We start from the raw sequence: 18,679 nt of genomic DNA on the forward strand, positions 1-18,679 counted from the left end.
GGGTCCGGTCCTTTCTGTCGAAGGGTGGCGGCTATGGTCCTGGCCGCTGGTGCCCGCGGTCCTGTCTTTTTTGTCGGTCCAGGTCGAGGCGGACGGATGCCATGCCAGCTGTCCGTCCCGAGGGTCGGATCAGGCCTCAGCGGTGCTGGGCTCCTGTGTTCGTTGGGTTTCCTGCAGTTCGCCGTTCTGGGGTGCTGCTTCCTTACGACCCCAACCTCCTGGCAGTAGTGCCACCGAGATGACGGAGATGGCCGAGACGATCAGAAGATAGAAGACGATAGAATCGCTGGACTGGGTGGCAGCGAACAGGGCCGTGGCGATTGTGGGGGCGAACGCGGATCCGCAGATCTGGGAGATGGTGAAGCCGACCGATGCTCCGGTGTAGCGGACTTCGCGGGAGAATACCATGAAGAACAGGGACCCGGTCACGCCGGCGGCCGGGGCCATGGCGATGCCGAAGATCATCACGACGGCCAGGATGAAGTTGGCTGCCACGCCGGTGTTGATGAGCATGAACGCGGGCCCGATGAGGACGCCCATGGCCACGGCGCCGGTGAGGTACATGGTCTTACGGCCGTATTTGTCCGAGAGGGAGCCGAAGACCGGGTAGAGGACGACGGCGACGATGCCTGCGATGAAGACGCCGAGCAGGACGGTTGTACGGTCAAGTCCGGCCACGGCGGTGCCGTAATTCACGAGGTAGGCCATGGTGATGTATGCAAAACGCCTTGGCTGAGGTAGGTGCCGGCGACAAGGAAAATTTCCTTTGGGTGCCGACGGAAGGCTTCCTTGATGGGGAGCTTCACCAGTTCCTTCTTCTCGCGGGCCGCCGCGAAGGCGGGACTTTCGGCGATGGTAAGGCGGATGACCAGGCCGACAATGACCAGGACCGCGCTGACGAGGAACGGCAGTCGCCAGCCCCAGGCGAGGCCAACGGCGGGACCGAAGCGGATCTACCGGTGTCGGAACGGGCCCGGTTGAAGGAGCTCGAGCGAGAAGTTCAAGAGCTGCGGGCGGAGACCGCCTTCCTGAAAAAGGCCAGCGCTTACTTCGCCCGGGAGCAGCGGTAGTGAGCAAGTACGAATTCATCGATTCCCAAAAAGCTGAGCCCGCCAATATGAATTCGGTGGTAAAAATGTGCCGCTGCTTGGCCGTCTCGACGTCCGGTTTCTATCACTGGGCTACCCGTCCGCAATCGGCCACGGCAGCCCGCCGCCAGGCCCTGACGGCGCGGATCCAGCACTTTTTCGAGGACTCCGAGGGCACCTACGGGTACCGGCGCATCCACGCCGATCTCGCCGCGGAACAGACCGAGTGCTCACCCGAGCTGGTGCGGCAGATCATGCGCCATCACGGCCTGGTGGCCTGTCAGCCACGCCCGTTCCGCGTCACCACCGAGGCAGCAGCGGGCATACCCGACCTCGTCACCCGGGATTTCACCGCCGACCGCCCCGGGGTGAAGTTCGTCGGCGACATCACGTACATCCACACCTGGCAAGGACTCGTTTACCTCGCCACCGTCATCGACTGCTCCGCGCTCGGTTACCGTCGGCCCAACGAAGTCCACTATGGTTATCAACAGCCAGCCTTGGCAGCGTAGAAGAATCCACTAATTCCGCTGTCCGAAATCCCCGCAGCAGCTTCGGCCATTTTCACGTTCATCGTGCGGTGCCCACCGCGGCAGCCTCAAGCAGCCAGGTCCGGGCACCAGCACCGATGCCAAGGAACTCCGCTTCCGCGGCGCTGCGGGCTTTTGACCATGTAGTCGCCCGGGATCCGGGCCGGTGATCCGGGAAGTGCGCGTCGTTGATCGCCGGGCTCCGCCCGGTTGCACCCGAAGGTGACTGCCATGATGAGGACAGGGGAGGTCTGGATCACCTGAGCTTTGTCGTATCCGCCCGCACCGACCTCGACACTGCCGTAACGGTCCTTGACGAGCTCGGCATTGCGCATGGGGAAGTCAAGCACATCGGCGCCGGTTACATCCTGGAATTTAGGGCCCCCGACGACGTGGCGCTTGAACTCTTCGCCCCTGCCTGAGATGTGTTCGACCTGAGGCGTGTTGGATGCGCTGCCTAACCGCGTATCGCTGTGCCGTCGGGCCTTTCGCCAGATGACCTCTGGCCAGATATGTTGCACCGCCCCTACAGTGAAGTCATGCTGCACTCAACCCGGCAAGGCTCCGGCAAGCCACTCCTCCTGATCCATGGGCTCGGTTCCAGTATTGGTAACTGGAACCCGGTAATCCCGGCGCTGGCCGCTGAACGCGATGTCATCGCTGTCGACCTCCCCGGTTGCGGCGAATCCGCGCCGCTGACCGGCGAAATCACCATTGCCACGCTGACCGATGCCGTCGAAGCCTTTATCCGCGACGGGGAACTGGGTGACGTTGATCTGGTAGGCAGCTCCATGGGCGCCCGGATGGCGATGGAAATGGCACGGCGAGGGCACGCTGGCACCACGATCGCACTGGACCCGGGTGGATTCTGGAATGACCGCCAGGCAGCGATCTTTGGTGCAAGCATCAAGGCATCCGTCGCACTGGTGCGCCGCATCCAACCGGCGCTCCCCTTCCTCACGGGCAACCCCGTGGGCCGCACGGCCCTGTTGGCTCAGTTCTCCGCCCACCCCTGGAAGCTGCCGCAGGATCTGGTCCTGCATGAGCTTCGCGGGTTCAAGACATCGACCAGTCTGGACCCGGCCCTGAACGCGCTGATTCACGGACCCCGCCAGGAAGGCGCACCGGCCGGTTCACTCAAGGGCAAAGTGGTCATTGGATGGGGGCGGAAGGACAAGGTCACCGCTCCCAGTGAGGCGGCGCGGGCCACGGAGCTGTTCCCGGATGCAACGCTGCACTGGTTCGAAAACTGCGGTCACTTCCCGCACTGGGACCAACCAACGGAAGCGGCGCGCCTGATCCTCGATAGCACCGGCTGAGCTGCGGCTGAGCGCCGGGGCGGAGCCATTTACGTTGAGTTGACGTAGCCGGACAGGGGCAGGATGCCGCGCGGATCCTGTTAGACACCCTGCACGGAGAACCGTCCGCAGCCACTTCCCGCCAGACGCGTCTGATCGTCCGTGAAAGCACCGCCCCACCGCGCACCTGCGCGCTTCATCTATCGACCGGGGTTCCACGGATTCTGCCGGCCACCCCGGAAACCATTGAAAGGAAACTTCATCCAGTATCGGAAACTCGGCAACAGCGGCATGTACGTCAGCTCCATCGCACTAGGCAACTGGGCCACGCACGGAGAAACCGTAGACCAGGACGTCGCCACGGCGTGTGTGCGCAAGGCTCTGGACTTGGGCATCACCACCTTTGACACTGCGGATGCCTACGCAGGCACCAAAGCAGAAACGATGCTCGGGGAAGCCTTGACAGGCGTGCGCCGCGAAGGAATCGAGGTCATGACCAAGGCTTTCTTCCCCACCGGAGAAGGCAAGAACGACCGCGGCCTGTCCCGCAAACACGTCATAGAGTCCATCAACAGCTCCCTCCGGCGCCTGAAGACGGACTACGTGGACGTCTACCAGGCCCACCGCCATGACTACGAATCCCCGCTGGAAGAAACCATGGGGGCATTCGCGGACATCGTGCGGGCAGGCAAGGCGCACTACATCGGAGTGTCCGAATGGACTGTCGACGAGATCCGCGCTGGCGCCAAACTGGCCCGGGAGCTGGGCATCCAGCTCGTGTCCAGCCAGCCGCAGTACAACATGCTTTGGCGTGTCATCGAACCCGAAGTCGTCCCGGTCTGCGAAGAACTGGGGATCACCCAGGTCTGCTGGTCGCCATTGGCCCAAGGAGTTCTGAGCGGCAAGTATGGCGCCTCCACGGTTCCAGCCGGCAGCCGCTTTAGCTCAAATGATGGCAGCCTGAAAACCGAGCACAAGTTCATGCAGCCGGCAGTGCTTGAAGGCGTGAAGAAACTTAAGCCGATTGCCGAGGGCCTAGGCGTTCCGCTGGCCACACTTGCCGTCGCCTGGGTCCTGGCAAACCCCAACGTCTCCGCCGCCATCGTCGGCGCCAGTCGTCCCGAACAGCTCGATGACACAGTCAAAGCCGCTAACAATATCCTCACGAAGGAAACACTCGAACAGATCGACAGCGCCTTGGGCGACCTCATCGAGCGCGACCCGAACAAAGTCGAATCATTCCCCGAGCGGGTTTAGGGCACCACAGCTGCGGTTCTGTCAGTACCCACATCGACGTAGCTCATCATGCTGGCCGGCCGTGACCTGCTGTAGCAGCGCCAACCTCCTGGCTGAAGATTCCCAACCGCCAAATCACCGGGTTCCCAGCAGGTTTGCACGCTTACCCTTCGGCACAGGCGATCCCCAACCAGACGGCAGGCCGTTCCCGGATTTCCGGGAAGGCGGTGGTGACGCCCCATGCCGATTTTTCTGTGGATGTCCCGCCGGCAATAAAGCGACAAGCAGGCTTCTTGCCCGATCGGAGCTGTGGAATCGTCCCGTGCAGGGGAACGCTGCGGGGTTCCAACCGCCCCCCCCCCNCCAATGCGACCAGAATTGAGAGCTATCCGGGCGGGGCCGGCAACTCGCTGCGAGCCTGTCTGCATCGGCGGCCGGCCCGGCGCCGATGATGCACTGTTCCTGCACGCTGAATCCCGTCCCATAAAAACTCCCTCGCCTTGCATCCGCAACGATTACAGCGAGACGACTTTGACGCGACGCAGTATGAGCCAGCGGACGGCTGGGTATGCGGTGAGGAACCCCAGAACTAGACCGATTTGCATGAGGAAAAAGAAGCTGATGTCGGTAGGGGCCGGCATGAAGTTTCCGAAGTGCATAAAAAGCATCCATCCGCCCATGCCGATGTCGAAGGCGAGGACAGTCACGATGGCGGTCAGCAAGGCGGTGCCGGCACTCCTTCCCGTCGGGCCGTGCCGGTCTGCGGAAGCAAAAAAGTACTCAAAGGCGAACAGCAAGGCGATGGCCAGCAAAGCGATGACAATAATCAGTACCCATAGGTTCGTCCCTGCGATGGTTAGTCCGCTGGCCACCACGAGTGGAACCCCGATGAAGTGGCCCACGGTCGCAGCTGCCCCGCCCGGGACTCCGCCTGCGAGGGTTTTCCTGTGAAGGTCTATCGTGCCCCCCGGGGCGTTCCTACCCCAACGGTTATAGACCCAGAGGCCGAAGGGCCCGAGGTACAGGGCCGAAACTGGCCACACCAATCCCATGGCAGCGTTGGGCTGGTGGCGGCGCCTCCCATAAATGTCGTACAGCACCAGCGCTGCGCTGAATACTCCCACCGCAACAAAGAACCAGGACACGGGGGTCAACCAGCCGGGCAGTGCACTTTCCATAGACTTCATATCCATAGCATCGTCATTCATACCAATATTCGCTTTCTCGTAGTTGTTCACTCATCACGTAAAGTCGAGCCCCGGAAGGCTCGCTTGGCCTTCGGGGCCTCAGGGGCACCGCCCAAGGGGAAGTCTCAAGCGCCACTTAGAAGAGGTACCGAAGGATCACGAATCTGCCTTCCAGTCCCAGTTCCACATTTCACGGACATCGCCGCTCCTTGGGGCGTAATCGTGGTCTCGTGGGCCGCAGAGGATCGCCCGGGCCCACCCATTCAGGACTTCAAGCCGTTCCAGATATTCTTCTGTGGTCAGCTCGCCCCGCGCGTACCGTTCGTCCAGCACTTCCCGGGCCCGGTTGCGTCCGCCCGGAACCGAGGTTCCGGCTGCAGTTCGACTGTTCCGCAGCCAAACGATGAGAGCCCAGATACCGAGGACTGCCAGGGCAAGCAGCGCCAGCGTCAACAGGATCCCGAAGAACATCATTCCGCCGCCGCCCATCATTCCCATGATCCCGCCGTCAACTCCGCAATCGAACATGCCAGCCTCTCCTTCGCGGTGTGATCAGATTCCATGCTGCGCTGGCCGTTCTTTCCGGTCGTTATCATTCGCTTTGTATCCCTTCGGTGGGTACCTCGAAGGCACTAGGCGGCTGGAGTTGACCACTACGCTGATGCTTGATAGCGCCATTGCGGCACGGCGACCATCGGGGACAGCAGCGCTCCGGTCCACGGGTAGAGCAGCCCGGCCGCGAGGGGATGGCTGCGGTGTTGTAGCCAACGGCGAGCACCAGGTCTTGCCGGATGTTGCGCATGGTGGCCCAAGACAGAGCGACGGTCCTGCCCAGGCCGGACAGTTCGCCCACCAGCCTTCATGACCCGTCATCGCTTTTCGTTCTCCCTCCGTGCTGGCTTAGAGAAGAAAGCTGCACCGGCCGCTACTTGAGCTTGCCGGGGCCGTTCAGCCCTCCGGTGCAGGGTGCCCCGGGTTCCGGGGCTGACTTAGCACTGCGGTATTTTGAGATGAAGTCCTTGATCCGCGGGTCCTCAGCGCCCGTGGCCTTCAGCTGCGTACCCCAGGCGGAGGCGACGACAGGGGCCGGAAGGCCCTCGTAGGGCGAGAGGATCGCGTAGGTCGGCGGGATGTCTTTGCGCAGCACCTCCAGCTGTTCACCGGTGACCGCCTGGGGGTCGTAGGCCACCCACACGGCTCCGTGTTCAAGGGAGTGCACCGCGTTTTCGTTGGGCACGGGCGCCGTGTACACGGCGCAATCGAGCGGGATCTGTGAATGATCGCCACCTGCCGGCGGTGCCTGCTCGTACTTGACGGGCCCGTTCACATGGTTGGCACTCCGCCCCGAAAGCGTCTGGACGCCCTCAAGGGCGGCGGGCGGGGTTTTCGGCATGCTGCTGATGACGGCGAAGACGACCAGTCCCGCCACCAGGGCGATGCCCACGGTCCAGGCCGTGATGATCAGGATGAGCCGGTTGCGCCGTTGCCTGCGGTGTTGGTCTTTGTGTCCGGCAAGCTTCTGCCGGATGTCTGCTGCACGCTGCTGCTTGAGGCCCGGACTGCCGGGAACCGGCTGCGATTCGCGGCCGACGCCCACTGCAGGCCTGCCGGAGTTCTTGGGTCGGGACATCCATGGGTCCTTTGCGGTCAGTGGCGCCCAAGACCGGGCGCTTCGCCCACCGGAGGTCCGGCGTTCCTGCATAAACCTAACTTACTTAGGTGCTTAGGTGCAATACTCCGGCGCATCTCCTATCCTTGATAGGAACAAGGCCCAAGGAGGCAGCATGCCAAAGTTTGGCGATCTGGAGAGCGCCATCATGGAGCAGATCTGGCGCGCGGACGGACCATTGCTGGTCCGGGAGGTCCTCGAGGGCCTGGACCGGGGGCTAGCCTACAACACGGTGCACACAGTGACAGAGATCCTGCACCGCAAAGGCTGGCTGACGAAGGATCGCGACGGCCGGGCCTTCCGCTATGGAGCGGCCGCGGGGCGGGACAGGTATGTTGCCGGACTCGTCACAGAAGCACTCTCCCTGACCGATGACCGGGCTGCCGCGCTGGTCGGCTTCGTGGAGGGGATACGGCCCGAGGAAGCCGAGGAGCTGCACCGGCTCCTCAGCGCGGCCAGGAAGCAGGACGCGAAGTCATGATCGCCGCACTGTCCCTCCTCGCCTACGCTCTCACGCTCGCTGTAGCCGGACCGCGGCTGCTGCGGGCAGCGTCCTGGGCGGACAGGGCTCCCCGGCTGGCCATCGCCGCATGGCAGGCCCTGACAGTCACCGTACTTGCCGCCGTCACCCTGGCTGGAGCGGCCCTGACATTCCCCACAGTTAGCGTGAGCAGGGGCCTCGCCGGGCTGCTGCAGGCCTGCATCATGGCCCTTCAGGAGCAGTACGCATCTCCCGGCGGAGCTGCGGCCGGCGCCACAGGCGCCATCCTCGCCCTGGGCATCCTCGGGCGCAGTCTGTGGTGCCTCGGCACGGGCTTGGCCGGTATGACCCGGGAGCGCGCCCGTCACGGAAGGATTCTTGACATCGTCGGACGCGACGATGCACACCCTGGTGTTATTGTTCTGGACTCGGACGAATCGACGGTCTACTGCCTCCCCGGAAGGCGGCGGCGCACCGTTGTGACAACGGCGGCACTGCGGGCCCTGGACGACGCGCAACTGGACGCCGTCCTGGCCCACGAACATGCCCATCTATCGGAGCGGCACGATCTGATCCTGGGCTTTTCTCGTGCTCTGGCAGCGGCTTTCCCCGGCATCGCGCTGTTCCGGCTCGCCTCTACAGAGACGGCCCGGCTGATCGAACTGCGAGCCGATGATGCAGCGGCCGTCCGGTCAGGACGACTCACCGTTGCCGGGGCCCTGCTGGCCGTCGCCTCCCCGGGAAGGGCCCCGCTCCCGGCCGTTGCACTTGCAGCCGGAGGCGCCGGCGCCGCTGCCCGCGTGCGCCGGCTCATTCCCCCGCACAACCCCCTGGGCCGCGCCCGGACGGCGGCCGGCTCCCTTGCCGTCGCCGCACTTTTTGCCCTCCCGGTTCTGCTGCTGGGAGGACCCGCTGCCGCCGCGGCGGGAAACAACCTCTGCCCCGATACGACCGTCTCCGCCAGCTCTCCCGCCCCCTGAAGCCGGCCGCCGACACGTTACATTTATTGGGTCCCCGATCGCCGGGGACATGGTCGCTGGACCCGGTATGACTTTCTCGCCCTGTCACTGATGATCCGGGGGGTGTTGTCGCCGGGTCCGGAGACACTTGTTGACCGCTGATAGGGACAAGGCCGGACCAACGGGTCCAGGTCTCTTCGTAACGTGGGTGCCGGCATCGGGTGTCGTGACTGCGGCCATATAGTGGTGCAAAGGAGCGCCGATATGGATGAGGGATTCGACGTTTACTGCGGACTCGATGTCGGCAAGAGCGACCACCACGCCACCGCGCTGAACCGCGCCGGCGAACGCCTCTTTGATAAGCCGCTGCCGCAGGACGAAGCCCGGCTGCGGGAGCTTTTCATGACGCTGCAGCAGTACGGGAACGTGCTGATGATCGTGGACCAGCCGAACACCATTGGCGCGCTGCCCGTGGCAGTGGCCAGGGATTGCGGCTGCGAAGTCGCCTATCTGCCCGGGCTGGCCATGCGCAAAGCTGCGGACCTGTATCCCGGGAAATCGAAAACGGACGCCCGGGACGCGTTCATCATCGCCGAGACGGCCCGGGCGATGCCGCACACCCTGCGGGCGGTCGACCGTGACAGCGAGGTCCTCTCGGCGCTGAAGGTGCTTTCCGGGTTTGATACGGATCTGACCCACGAATGCACGCGCGCGATCAACCGGCTCCGGTCCCTGCTGCTGCAGATCTTCCCGGCCCTGGAACGCGCCTTTCCCGGGACAGTCCTGACCCGTTCCCTGGTCCTGGAACTGCTGATCAAATATGCGGGCCCGACCGGTCTTCGTGCCGCGGGACGGTCGAACGTGCTGCGCTGGGCCCGCAACCACAGCCGCAAAGACCCGGCCGCGCTCATCGACGCCGTGTTCGCCGCCCTGGGCGAGCAGACGGTGACCGTCGCCGGGACCGAGGCCGTGGAGCTGGTCATCCCGCGCGTCGCCGCCCAGATCAAGGAACTCAAACACCAGCGGAGCATCGTCGCCGACGAAGTCGAAAAACTCCTGGACGACTTCCCTCTTTCCATGGTCTTGATGTCCATGCCGGGAGTCGGCATCAAGACCGCCGCCACCATACTCCTGACCATCGGCGACACGAGCAGCTTCCAAAGCTCCGGCCACCTCGCCGCCTACGCCGGCATCGCACCGGTCACACGGCGCTCCGGCACCTCCATCCGCGGCGAATTCCCCGCCCGCTCCGGCAACAAAGAACTCAAGAACGCACTCTTCCGGTCCGCATGGATAGCGTCCTGCCACGATCCCGTGTCCAAGGCCTACTACGAGCGGAAACGGGCCGAAGGGAAGAAACACAACGCCGCCGTCATCTGCCTCGCCCAGCGCCGCTGCGACGTCATCTTCGCCATGCTCAAAAACGGAACCCTCTACCAGGAAAAAACTCCCCAAGCAGCTTGACCAAAAGCATAGGGACACCCCCCCCGTTAGCTTTCTTATAGCCCCTGAACGAGTAAGAATCGGGGTTGCTGGCCTGTCGGCCCCGGCATGATTTAGTCCCCCAGTCGACCATGTTCCGGAACGGGGTGTCCCTATGATCTTTGTCAAGCGGCGGGAGTGGTTTTCTTTCCCGCGACTGGGCCGGATGTTTTTGGGCAAGGGGTACCCGGCCGGTGTCGGCGGACGCCGGCGGATGTGCCGGTTTTCTCAGGCCGCTTTGGTCTCGGGCGCTTCGTAAAGCGCTCCGTCGCGCAGCATCGCGGATAGGACGCCGCAGCGGCGTCTGGCGAGGGCGATAAGGGGCCTGGTTGTGCCGTTTGCCTTCGGCCCGTTTGCGGTCGGAGTTCTCCCGGGAGACGGAGTCTTTGAGGGACGCGAACGCCGAGAGGAAGAACGCCCGTTTGAGGATCTTGTTGCCCTTCTTCGAGGAGTGGTCGCCGCGGCTCGAGGTTCCGGAGCGCCACGTCACCGGCGCAAAGGCCGGAGTCGGATACCAGGTGCCCGGCGGTCTTGAATTCCTTGCCGACAACCTCGGTAATGATCCAGGCTGCCGTCCTGACGCCGACCGCCGGTAGGGACATCAGGATCTCGTGAAGAGGGTGGGCCTCCACGAGTTTCTCCACTTGTGCCAGGATCTCTGTTCGGGAGGCGCGCAGCTGGACTAGCTGCACTGCTGGCCGTCACAGCGGATTTCACCCCGTCCCGCGTCGAATACCTGGAGTTCCTATGACCTTTCCATTCACGTTCCGTATCCGCTCGGCAGCATTCTGGCCACCGAAGCCAGCCTGGTTTTGACCCTGTCGGCCTGCCTGCCTCCAGTCCGTCGGAGCAGTCCCGAACTCCCTGCGGTGCCAGTGGACTTCCCAGCGCCCACATCCTGGCCTCATCGTTGGCGACGAAACAGGCCAAGTATTCCTGGCCGCCCACGACGGCCTGTTCGATGTCTCCAAGAGACCGGCCACAAAAAATCGGGGCCACCAATGACCTGATGGGCTCAACCGCCGGCAAGGACCAAGGCGTCTACTATGCCTCCGGCCACCCCGGAAAAGACTCCACTTCCCCAACCCACTCGGTCTGATCAGATCCACCGACGGCGGCACTAGCTGGGAAGAGCTCTCCCGGCCATGCGATCGGACTTCCACGCCCTAAGCCTCACCAAGTCCGGGATCGTGGCCTTCGACGGGACCCTCCGCACGAGCCCGGACGTAAAAACCTGGACGACAGTCGTCACGGACTTTACCCCGGCCGTTTTGGCCGGAAACCCCGACCCGGAAGAGTTCGCCCTCGCCCCTGTGGTTCTCATGATGGTTTGGCGGGCGGCGTGGTCGTGGACCACCACGCCGCCCGTCCGGTCACCGGTCACCGGTCACCGGTGCGAGGAAAGAGTCAATCGTTCGTTGAGGGCCTCAAATTCGACGCGGCGAGGCGCTCCTCCGGGGCGTGAGCGACGGCGCCTCAAGAGTATCGACGGCGCGCGGGGGCAACACTCGGTCCCACTTCCTAGGAACCGGGACAGGCTGGTGGGGCACTCCCCCGCAGATCCGGGTCCGCGGTGACGGGTAATCTGGGCGGCCCGTTAGTTTTCCCACCACTCGCGCGACAATCTCCCGTCACGAGGGCGACTTTCGGCACGGTGCGCGCATGGATAGTGGACCTGCGGGCACCGTACCGACTGCGATTCAGGATTTGGCACTACAACGTGGGCATTCTGTATCTGGTCCACGGGCATAAGGAACGCTGCGTGGCGTCGGAATCCTTGCGGATCCTCTGGGCTGTGATTGTTAGCGAAACGTGGCGGTTAGATCACAGCCCAGATGGCGGTTTCGTCCCGTAAGATCTACTCTCAACTGCTGCTCCTGTGGAGTAGTTCCACGAGGTCTGCCGGACCTCGTGGACTATTTGGCCAGGAACTGGATCAGTGCTTCGTTCCATTCGTCGGAGTGGCTTACGTTGCATCCGTGGGGTGCTCCGGCGATGACGCGCAGTTCACTCCCGGGCAGGGTTGCGTGTGTGCGCTGACCGGATCCTTCGAAGGGTACGATGGCGTCGCCGTCTCCGTGGAGCACGAGCGCCGGAACCGTCACTTTGCCGAGGTCGTCACGGAAATCGGTGCCGCCAAAGGCGGCCATGCACGCGAGGGCCGCTTTCTTGTCCGCCTGCTTGCACAACGCGAAGGCATCCTGGCGCTGTTGTTCGCTGACCTTGAGTTCTCCGTTGACGGAGAAGAACTCGCGCGTGAATCCGTCGTAGAACTCGTCTTCGTCCTTGGTAAGGTCCGCTGTCATCTTCGTGGCCGCATCCTTGGTCAGGGGCCCCTCGGGGTTGTCGCCGGTCTGCATCAGGTAGGGCGGGACCGCGGACGCGAAAACGACGCTGCGCAGCCGTTCCGCTCCGTAGAGGCTGAAGTAGCGGGCCACTTCGCCGCCGCCCATGGAGAAGCCGACCAGGGTGACGTCATCGAGTTCCAGCTGCTCCAGCAGGGCGTGCAGGTCTTCGGTCAGCGTGTCATACGTATAGCCAGTCATTGGTTTGTCGCTGCGGCCGAAGCCGCGCCGGTCGTACGTGATGACCCGGTATCCGGCGTCTTGAAGCGCTGGCACCTGGGCCTGGAACGCTTCCCCGGACAGCGGCCACCCGTGGATCAGGACCACCGGATGACCCGGCCCTCCGGTGTCATCCACATGCAGGTTGGTGTCCTTGAACAATCCGTGATGTGCAGTGATTTCAGTCATGACTCACCCTTCGATGCTCGTACCGTGCCGGATGGGGCCAGCCTACACAGACCGGAAGCATGATGTCTTTCACATCAGAAAACTTCCTCCGGACAACATGGACCCGGTCCGGGCCGGTTATTCCGCGAGTCCCCGTCGGGCAGTCCGTAAGGGCAGGGGTGACGAATAGGGTGTGTGGGGTAGTTTCCTGATGGGCGCGCCGTCCGGCGGGTGGAGGACAATATCCCTTTCGAAGGGGATTTTTCATGAAAACCACTACTCGTATTTGGGCCTCAGCCGCGGCAGTTGCGCTGGCGGGCATTACCGGGTGCGCTGCTGAGGGCGGGGGCGCACCCGCCGCGCCGCCTGCAACCAGTTCCGCCGCCTCCCCAGCTGATGGGTCGGCGCAGGCGTCCGAAGGGGCTATCACGATCAAGGGCTTCGCGTATGAGGTCCCGGCGTCGGTGAAGCCGGGAGCGATGGTGACAGTGACGAACGCGGACAGCGCCCCGCACACCCTGACCGCCAAGGACAAGGACGGGTTCGACGTTGAAGTCCCGGCCGGTGCAACCGTGAGCCTTCGGGCACCGGATTCCCCGGGTGAGTACGGGATCATCTGCAGCTTTCACCCGCAGATGACCGGGACGCTGGTCGTGAAATGAACCGTGAGATAAGTCGGCCGGAAACGAATCCGCGGACGAGTTCTCGTTGGGTGCTGCGTGTCGGCGTTGCGGCCGGTCTGGTGGTCAGTGCCGTGGTCCATGTCCAGCTCGCCCCGGGCTATCAGCAGGCAGCGCCGGGCGGTCTCGGGCAAGGGACCTTGTTTTTGATCCAGGCCGGAGCCGCGGCCCTGGCCGCGGTGTTCGTACTGCTCAAAGGTTCCCGGACCGCTTTCGCGGCTGCCGCTGTGGTGGCGTTGTCGTCTCTGGGCGCGGTCATTCTTTACCGGTATGTCCAGGTCCCCGCTGTTGGGCCGTTACCTTCGATGTATGAACCGGTCTGGTACACGGCCAAGACCATCACGGCGGTCGCCGAAGCGGCCGCAGGGGCCCTGGCGGTGGCCGGGTACGCCCTACTGCACAAGACCCTACCTGGATCAAGGCCTGCTGCCAGGGGGGCCCGCAGCGGGGCTTGAAGTGCCTGACCGGGCTGGTTACCGGCCCGGGGTCAGGCACCTCTGATGCCCACCCGCCGGTAACTGGACTAAAAAAATGTGGTCCGGGCCACATTTTCACCCATCCTTTGCCGGTAGTGTTCCGAAGTACCGGTGTCCCTTTCCTGGGGGCGCCAACATCACACGCGCGTGTATGAGGAGATTATTCCATGAATAAGACACTTCGCTTTATGGCAGTCCCCACCCTGGCCCTGGCCGCCCTGGCCCTTTCCGGTTCCCCTGCGATGGCAGCGGACCAGTCCTACCAGTCCACCCTGGGCCAGCTCAACGGCAGCAAAGGCTCGGGCACCATCACTGTTGATGTCAAGGGCAACCAGGCCCACGTTGTCCTGAAGGTTTCGGGGATGCCCGCGACCTTTATGGACGCTCCTTACCCGCACGTTCAGCACATCCACGGCGGGGCTAAGGGCGTCTGCCCGGATCCCTCGGCGGATAAGGACGGCGACCAGGTCATTTCCACCACCGAAGGCGCTCCGTCCTACGGCGCCATCGTGACAACCCTGTCCACCAGCGGTGACACCAGCCCCGCAGCCGGCCTTGACCTTAAGGTCGGCGGCCAGGGTGCTGCCTACACCGTTGACCGCACGTTCGAACTGAACGCCGAGACCAAGGCAGCCCTGGACGCCGGCACCGCTGTTGTGGTCGTTCACGGCCTTGACCCCGCCACCCTCAGCGCCGCAGGGCAGGCCGCCAAGTCCGACCTGGCCCCCACCCTTCCGCTGGCCGCCACCTCCCCTGCCCTGTGCGGGACCTTGAAGGCCGGCCAGATGAAGGTGCCGGCAGGCGGCGCTGACACCGGCGTCAGCCAGGAAACCGGTACCGACACCGGTGCCCTCGCCGTCGGTGGCGGCCTGGCCCTGGTCGCACTTGCCGGTGGAGCCTACGTTGTCCGCCGCCGCAGCGCCGGTTCAGCGGCCTAAGCACCGGCTGACCGGATCACTACTGTGAGAACCAAGAATCCCGGCCGCCGCGGGGGCCTCCGGTCCGCCACGGCGGCCGGGGTTCTGCTCCTGCTGGCCCTGGCCGGCTGCGGTGCAGGAAACAGTGGAACGCTGGACGTCGGCTCCCCACCTTCCGCTTCAGCGGTACCCTCCGCGGCAACCACCCCCGCCGCACCCGGTTCCGCAGTACCGGCACCTCCCGCATCGAGTCCGGCTGCCGCGCCTGCCGTGGCAGAGCCCGCGGTGCTGACCCGATCCGAGCCGGTGACCCTGGAAATCCCGGCCATCGGCGTGCGAACCGACCTCCTCAAGCTTGGACTCCGGGAGAACGGCTCCCTGGAAGTACCCCCTACCGGAAGCGGGGCACCCGCCAGCTGGTACAACGGCTCCCCCTCCCCCGGGGAACGTGGCCCCTCCGTGATGCTGGGCCACGTCAACGCACTCGGCGGCGCCACCGGAGTTTTCGCTGACCTCCGAAAGCTCACCCCCGGTGCTGAGATCAATGTTTCCCGGATCGACGGCACCAAGGCGGTGTTCACCGTTGACCGCGGCGCCCAGTACAGCAAGAGCCAGCTCCCCACCCTCGAGGTCTACGGCAATACCCCCGGCGCTGAGCTCCGGCTCATCACGTGCGACGGTTACGATCCCGCCACCAGGCTCTTCGATGACAACTACGTCATCTACGCAAAACTCAAAGTCTGAACACGGAACTCCCGCTCCATCCGGAAGCGGCAAATGGCGCGAATGGACTGGATATGAAACACCGAAAGCATGCCCTGGCTACCCTGGCCGCCACGTCACTGCTGCTCTCCGGCTGCGCAGCAGCCGCCGGATCCGCCGGGCCGGCCACCCCCGCAGTCGTTGCCTCGTCATCCTCAGCCGCCGCCGAATCAGGGCACGCCGACGGGCACAACCACGGCTCCTCCCCGTCCCCGGGCGCACCCCAGGCCCAAGGCCCCAGCGACGCTGCCCTGATGGTGTGCGGAGACCAGCCGATGGACAGGCTCACATCCATCCTGGATCTGGACTCAGAACCGCACACAGTCAATGACTGGGCCGACAGCACCTTTACCTGCACGTACCACCTCAAAGAGGGTGCCTTGGAGATCTCCGTCAGGGAAGCGAAAGATCAGGCGTCGGCACTGAAATACTTCGACGCAATGCAGGCCCTGGCAAAGGACGCCACACCCATCGAGGGTCTGGCGAACCTGGGCTTCCCGGCCTACGAAACCGCTGACGGGTCAGCAGTGTTCCAGAAGGACAGCTTCGTCCTTCAGGTGGATGCTACCGACCTGCCTGCGACCTTGGGACCGGACAACATCACCAGGAATGCCCTGGCCTACCAGCTTTCCACCACCATCCTGGCCTGCTGGATCAAACACCCCTGACACACCCCCGCCGCAGATCACTACAGCAGGGCAGACGAAAGGTTTCATCATGAAGGCGAACACCAGAACACTCAGGGCTTTCGGACTGGCGGCAACAGTAGTCGTGCTGGCTCTGTCCGGCTGCGGCGCCCCTGGCACGTCAGGGTCTGCCACGTCAGGGTCTGGCACGATAGCAGCACCGACAACGACGGAACGATCAGCCTCAACCCTCCCTGCCACCACTGAACCTGTTCCCTCGACCTCCAGCCCAAGCTCTTCACCCGCAGCGGCTTCGGCGAAGATACTGATCAAGGGCTTCAAATACCAGGGCGCGGAAACCGTGAGCCCCGGAGCGACAATCAGTGTCACCAACGAAGACATCGAAGCGCACACCATCACCGCTGACACCGGTGACGCGTTCGACGCCGCCATCAAAGTCGGCACCGGCACCTTCACCGCCCCGACCAAACCCGGGACCTACCCCTACCACTGCACCTTCCACGGCAACATGAAAGGCACCCTCACCGTGAAATAACACTTCGCGTGATTTACCTGTCGGCAAAGTCAAGTAGTCGGAGTGGAAGGCACAAACTCATACGGGGCCGGATTAACCCGCCACCTGCACGCCCACGGTATCACCGTGGTCGAAGTGATCAGGCCTGCCCGAACAGCGCGGCGGTTCAAAGGCAAGTCAGACCCCATCGACGCCCACACCGCAGCGCATGCCGCTTTGGCGCCCAACGACACAGTGACGCCCCGTACTAGTGACAGCACGGTTGAAACGATCAGGGTGATCCATGCCGGGCGCCGCTCAGCGCTCAAGGCCCGCACCGAAGTAGTCACCCAGATCAAGTCCCTGCTGGTGACCGCTCCGGAGCATTTCCGGGGCGAATACCGCGGACTGACAACACAAAAAATTGATCAGAAACCCCGCTGCTTCCCCACGCCAGGTCGGGAGCGCACGAGGTGGAAGTGTTCACTCGCTCGACGCTGAAACGCCTAGCCAGCCGGTATATGGACCTTGGCGAGGAGATCAGCACCTATGACCAGGAGCCCGAATCTCTCGTAACGGAAACAAATCCTGCCCTGATCGCCACGCGGGGCATCTCGACAGTCACAGCCAGCCAGCTGCTTTTCACCGCCGGAGACAACGCCGACCGGTTAGGCAGCGAAGCTGCCTTCGCCGCCCTCTGCGGAACATCTCCGCTGCCGGCCTCATCCGGGAAGCCACCAGACATCGCCTGAATCGCGGCGGCGATCGACAGCCCAACGCGGCACTGCACCGCTGTGCACTCGTGCTTATGGCCACTGACCCGGGAACAAAAGAATACGTGGCCTTCCGGTCCCTGGTGCGGACGGCTAGAGATGCTCCAGCTCGGGGCCGGGAGTGGCCTGGTCCGCGGTGGCTTCGGTTTCGACGGCGCGTTTGAGGGCCCGCTTCTCGCGGCGGCGGTCGTTGAGCAGGCACAGGCCGATGGCCGCGAAGAAGAGGACCAGCATGGGGCCGGCAAGGTAGAACATGCTCATGGCGTCCGCGCCGGGCGCAGCCATGGCCGCGAACAGACAGACCAGGAACACCGTGATCCGCCAGCTCTTGACGAGCTGCTTGCCCTTGACCAGTCCGGCCAGATTCAGCCCGAACAAGATGACCGGCAGCAGGAACGCGATGCCGAAGGCCAGCAGCAGCCGCAGGACGAAGGCAAGATAGATCTGGGCACTGATGAAGTTCGAGCCGCCGAAGGGAGTGAAGTCCGTCAGCACACGCACCGCGTTGGGGAGCACAAGCCAGGCCAGGAGCACCCCGCCCACAAACAGCGGCACCGCGGCAGCAACGAAGGACAGCGAGAGCCGGCGTTCCTTCTTGTGCAGGCCCGGGACGATGAAGGCCCAGAGCTGGTACAGCCAGACGGGGCTGGCGACGATGAGTCCCAGGAACACAGAAACCTGGATCATCAGGTCGAAGGAGCTCGCCACGCCGTCGAAATTCAGCGTCGCCTGCCGTCCTTCGTGTTCGTTCAGGTCACGGATCGGCTTGATCAGCGCCGCGAGAAAGGGCTGATAAACGAGAAAGCCGACGACGGTTCCCAGCACGACGGCGATAGCAGCCCGGAAGAGCCGGTTCCGCAATTCCTTGAGGTGTTCCAGGAGCGCCATCCGCCCCCGGGATTAGGTCGACGGCTCATGGCCACTGCCGCGGCGTCTCAGAAGCGGTTCGGCGACAGAACGCCGGGTCCGTCTGCGGTGCGGCTTTCGGTGTCGGTAGACTTCGGGCCGGCGGCCACGGGTCCCTCGAACGGCCCGGAGCTGCCCTCGGCATCCGTGGTGCCGCTCTTCTTTATTTCACGGACTTCGGACGTAAAGATTTCTATCGCCTTGCCAAGGCTCCGGGCCATGCCCGGCAGCTTCAGAGTGCGGCCGTATGGTTTTGTGAGACAGCTTGTTAGGAGCCCTTCTTCGCATGACCGACCGTAAGAGGTATAGCCAGAAGTACAAGGACGACGCCGTGGAGCTCGTGATTTCCTCGGGTCGTCCGAT

The 18,679-nt window shown here is 63.9% G+C and carries 21 protein-coding genes and 3 pseudogenes; 15 read left to right on the forward strand and 9 right to left on the reverse strand.

The features are described 5' to 3' along the window. Nucleotides 1-129: 129 nt before the first annotated feature. Nucleotides 130-708, reverse strand: a complete 579-nt coding sequence (locus tag ACZYZE_RS17570) for an MFS transporter (RefSeq protein ID WP_463909246.1) — start codon at nt 706-708, stop codon at nt 130-132. 218 nt (nt 709-926) lie between these two features. On the opposite strand from ACZYZE_RS17570, the pseudogene ACZYZE_RS17575 reads away from it, so the two are divergent. After that, a pseudogene (locus ACZYZE_RS17575) lies at nt 927-1,531 on the forward strand (IS3 family transposase); the annotation flags it as partial. Nucleotides 1,532-1,661: 130 nt separating this feature from the next. Here ACZYZE_RS17575 and ACZYZE_RS17580 read toward each other — a convergent pair. After that, a pseudogene (locus tag ACZYZE_RS17580) lies at nt 1,662-1,820 on the reverse strand (IS21 family transposase); the annotation flags it as partial. On the opposite strand from ACZYZE_RS17580, the gene ACZYZE_RS17585 reads away from it, so the two are divergent. The 3 genes from ACZYZE_RS17585 to ACZYZE_RS17595 all read left to right on the forward strand — a co-directional run bounded on the left by ACZYZE_RS17585 (nt 1,807) and on the right by ACZYZE_RS17595 (nt 4,173). After that, on the forward strand, nt 1,807-2,040 hold the full coding sequence (locus tag ACZYZE_RS17585; protein WP_463909247.1) for a VOC family protein: 234 nt from the start codon (nt 1,807-1,809) through the stop codon (nt 2,038-2,040). The pseudogene ACZYZE_RS17580 and the gene ACZYZE_RS17585 sit on opposite strands and share 14 nt — an antisense overlap. Before the next feature lie 117 nt (nt 2,041-2,157). Beyond that, nucleotides 2,158-2,937: an alpha/beta fold hydrolase gene (locus ACZYZE_RS17590; protein WP_463909248.1), complete on the forward strand. Its 780-nt coding sequence runs from the start codon at nt 2,158-2,160 to the stop codon at nt 2,935-2,937. 240 nt (nt 2,938-3,177) lie between these two features. Next, nucleotides 3,178-4,173, forward strand: a complete 996-nt coding sequence (locus tag ACZYZE_RS17595) for an aldo/keto reductase family protein (protein ID WP_463909289.1) — start codon at nt 3,178-3,180, stop codon at nt 4,171-4,173. A gap of 494 nt (nt 4,174-4,667) precedes the next feature. On the opposite strand, the gene ACZYZE_RS17600 is transcribed toward ACZYZE_RS17595, so the two are convergent. The 3 genes from ACZYZE_RS17600 to ACZYZE_RS17610 all read right to left on the reverse strand — a co-directional run bounded on the left by ACZYZE_RS17600 (nt 4,668) and on the right by ACZYZE_RS17610 (nt 6,969). Beyond that, nucleotides 4,668-5,390 (reverse strand): DUF4396 domain-containing protein, encoded by a 723-nt coding sequence (locus tag ACZYZE_RS17600; protein WP_463909249.1) that lies wholly within the window; start codon nt 5,388-5,390, stop codon nt 4,668-4,670. 105 nt (nt 5,391-5,495) lie between these two features. Next, a complete protein-coding gene (locus ACZYZE_RS17605) occupies nt 5,496-5,867 on the reverse strand; it encodes an SHOCT domain-containing protein (protein WP_463909251.1) in 372 nt (123 codons plus the stop codon). 397 nt (nt 5,868-6,264) lie between these two features. Continuing rightward, complete coding sequence (locus ACZYZE_RS17610; protein WP_463909253.1) at nt 6,265-6,969, reverse strand: thioredoxin-like domain-containing protein; 705 nt, start codon at nt 6,967-6,969, stop codon at nt 6,265-6,267. A 154-nt stretch (nt 6,970-7,123) separates the two neighbouring features. Between ACZYZE_RS17610 and ACZYZE_RS17615 the strand changes: the two genes are divergently transcribed. The 3 genes from ACZYZE_RS17615 (at nt 7,124) to ACZYZE_RS17625 (ending at nt 9,912) form a co-directional block, all read left to right on the forward strand. Beyond that, the gene (locus tag ACZYZE_RS17615; RefSeq protein ID WP_463909255.1) at nt 7,124-7,489 is read left to right on the forward strand and encodes a BlaI/MecI/CopY family transcriptional regulator; all 366 of its coding nucleotides are present in this window, start codon (nt 7,124-7,126) and stop codon (nt 7,487-7,489) included. Beyond that, the gene (locus ACZYZE_RS17620) at nt 7,486-8,469 is read left to right on the forward strand and encodes a M56 family metallopeptidase (RefSeq protein WP_463909257.1); all 984 of its coding nucleotides are present in this window, start codon (nt 7,486-7,488) and stop codon (nt 8,467-8,469) included. The genes ACZYZE_RS17615 and ACZYZE_RS17620 overlap by 4 nt, the downstream gene beginning before the upstream one ends. Before the next feature lie 243 nt (nt 8,470-8,712). Then, nucleotides 8,713-9,912 carry an IS110 family RNA-guided transposase gene (locus ACZYZE_RS17625; protein ID WP_463909259.1) on the forward strand — a complete coding sequence of 400 codons (1,200 nt, stop codon included), beginning with the start codon at nt 8,713-8,715 and terminating at the stop codon, nt 9,910-9,912. A gap of 246 nt (nt 9,913-10,158) precedes the next feature. Here ACZYZE_RS17625 and ACZYZE_RS17630 read toward each other — a convergent pair. Both ACZYZE_RS17630 and ACZYZE_RS17635 read right to left on the reverse strand, forming a co-directional pair. Beyond that, a pseudogene (locus ACZYZE_RS17630) lies at nt 10,159-10,580 on the reverse strand (transposase); the annotation flags it as partial. 1,266 nt (nt 10,581-11,846) lie between these two features. Next, nucleotides 11,847-12,683: an alpha/beta fold hydrolase gene (locus tag ACZYZE_RS17635; RefSeq protein WP_463909261.1), complete on the reverse strand. Its 837-nt coding sequence runs from the start codon at nt 12,681-12,683 to the stop codon at nt 11,847-11,849. Between the two features lie 245 nt (nt 12,684-12,928). On the opposite strand from ACZYZE_RS17635, the gene ACZYZE_RS17640 reads away from it, so the two are divergent. The 8 genes from ACZYZE_RS17640 to ACZYZE_RS17675 all read left to right on the forward strand — a co-directional run bounded on the left by ACZYZE_RS17640 (nt 12,929) and on the right by ACZYZE_RS17675 (nt 17,389). Beyond that, nucleotides 12,929-13,324 carry a cupredoxin domain-containing protein gene (locus ACZYZE_RS17640; RefSeq protein WP_463909263.1) on the forward strand — a complete coding sequence of 132 codons (396 nt, stop codon included), beginning with the start codon at nt 12,929-12,931 and terminating at the stop codon, nt 13,322-13,324. Between the two features lie 50 nt (nt 13,325-13,374). After that, entirely contained in the window at nt 13,375-13,797 is a 423-nt protein-coding gene (locus ACZYZE_RS17645) for a hypothetical protein (RefSeq protein ID WP_463909265.1), read from the forward strand. A 188-nt stretch (nt 13,798-13,985) separates the two neighbouring features. Continuing rightward, nucleotides 13,986-14,756, forward strand: a complete 771-nt coding sequence (locus tag ACZYZE_RS17650) for a hypothetical protein (protein WP_463909267.1) — start codon at nt 13,986-13,988, stop codon at nt 14,754-14,756. Between the two features lie 24 nt (nt 14,757-14,780). Then, a complete protein-coding gene (locus ACZYZE_RS17655; RefSeq protein ID WP_463909269.1) occupies nt 14,781-15,479 on the forward strand; it encodes a sortase domain-containing protein in 699 nt (232 codons plus the stop codon). Nucleotides 15,480-15,532: 53 nt separating this feature from the next. Continuing rightward, nucleotides 15,533-16,165: a hypothetical protein gene (locus ACZYZE_RS17660; protein WP_463909270.1), complete on the forward strand. Its 633-nt coding sequence runs from the start codon at nt 15,533-15,535 to the stop codon at nt 16,163-16,165. 49 nt (nt 16,166-16,214) lie between these two features. Then, a complete protein-coding gene (locus tag ACZYZE_RS17665) occupies nt 16,215-16,679 on the forward strand; it encodes a cupredoxin domain-containing protein (protein WP_463909272.1) in 465 nt (154 codons plus the stop codon). Nucleotides 16,680-16,721: 42 nt separating this feature from the next. Further along, nucleotides 16,722-17,138, forward strand: coding sequence for an IS110 family transposase (locus tag ACZYZE_RS17670; RefSeq protein ID WP_463909274.1), 417 nt, complete (start codon nt 16,722-16,724; stop codon nt 17,136-17,138). Next, nucleotides 17,111-17,389: a transposase gene (locus tag ACZYZE_RS17675; protein ID WP_463909276.1), complete on the forward strand. Its 279-nt coding sequence runs from the start codon at nt 17,111-17,113 to the stop codon at nt 17,387-17,389. Before ACZYZE_RS17670 ends, ACZYZE_RS17675 begins: the two co-directional genes overlap by 28 nt. A gap of 114 nt (nt 17,390-17,503) precedes the next feature. On the opposite strand, the gene tatC is transcribed toward ACZYZE_RS17675, so the two are convergent. Together tatC and ACZYZE_RS17685 are read right to left on the reverse strand one after the other, a co-directional pair. Further along, the gene (gene tatC / locus ACZYZE_RS17680) at nt 17,504-18,298 is read right to left on the reverse strand and encodes a twin-arginine translocase subunit TatC (protein WP_463909278.1); all 795 of its coding nucleotides are present in this window, start codon (nt 18,296-18,298) and stop codon (nt 17,504-17,506) included. A gap of 47 nt (nt 18,299-18,345) precedes the next feature. After that, complete coding sequence (locus ACZYZE_RS17685) at nt 18,346-18,537, reverse strand: Sec-independent protein translocase family protein (RefSeq protein WP_463909280.1); 192 nt, start codon at nt 18,535-18,537, stop codon at nt 18,346-18,348. Nucleotides 18,538-18,679: the final 142 nt, after the last annotated feature.

The sequence above is a fragment of the Pseudarthrobacter woesei genome (genome assembly GCF_055412745.1).

Coding starts and splice junctions, on each gene's coding strand:
- ACZYZE_RS17640 (WP_463909263.1), top strand. CDS start 12,929: ATGAAAACCACTACTCGTATTTGGGCCTCAGCCGCGGCAGTTGCGCTG.
- ACZYZE_RS17610 (WP_463909253.1), bottom strand. CDS start 6,969: ATGTCCCGACCCAAGAACTCCGGCAGGCCTGCAGTGGGCGTCGGCCGC.
- ACZYZE_RS17620 (WP_463909257.1), top strand. CDS start 7,486: ATGATCGCCGCACTGTCCCTCCTCGCCTACGCTCTCACGCTCGCTGTA.
- ACZYZE_RS17665 (WP_463909272.1), top strand. CDS start 16,215: ATGAAGGCGAACACCAGAACACTCAGGGCTTTCGGACTGGCGGCAACA.
- tatC (WP_463909278.1), bottom strand. CDS start 18,298: ATGGCGCTCCTGGAACACCTCAAGGAATTGCGGAACCGGCTCTTCCGG.
- ACZYZE_RS17570 (WP_463909246.1), bottom strand. CDS start 708: ATGGCCTACCTCGTGAATTACGGCACCGCCGTGGCCGGACTTGACCGT.
- ACZYZE_RS17635 (WP_463909261.1), bottom strand. CDS start 12,683: ATGACTGAAATCACTGCACATCACGGATTGTTCAAGGACACCAACCTG.
- ACZYZE_RS17590 (WP_463909248.1), top strand. CDS start 2,158: ATGCTGCACTCAACCCGGCAAGGCTCCGGCAAGCCACTCCTCCTGATC.
- ACZYZE_RS17605 (WP_463909251.1), bottom strand. CDS start 5,867: ATGTTCGATTGCGGAGTTGACGGCGGGATCATGGGAATGATGGGCGGC.
- ACZYZE_RS17615 (WP_463909255.1), top strand. CDS start 7,124: ATGCCAAAGTTTGGCGATCTGGAGAGCGCCATCATGGAGCAGATCTGG.
- ACZYZE_RS17660 (WP_463909270.1), top strand. CDS start 15,533: ATGAAACACCGAAAGCATGCCCTGGCTACCCTGGCCGCCACGTCACTG.
- ACZYZE_RS17650 (WP_463909267.1), top strand. CDS start 13,986: ATGAATAAGACACTTCGCTTTATGGCAGTCCCCACCCTGGCCCTGGCC.
- ACZYZE_RS17685 (WP_463909280.1), bottom strand. CDS start 18,537: ATGGCCCGGAGCCTTGGCAAGGCGATAGAAATCTTTACGTCCGAAGTC.
- ACZYZE_RS17625 (WP_463909259.1), top strand. CDS start 8,713: ATGGATGAGGGATTCGACGTTTACTGCGGACTCGATGTCGGCAAGAGC.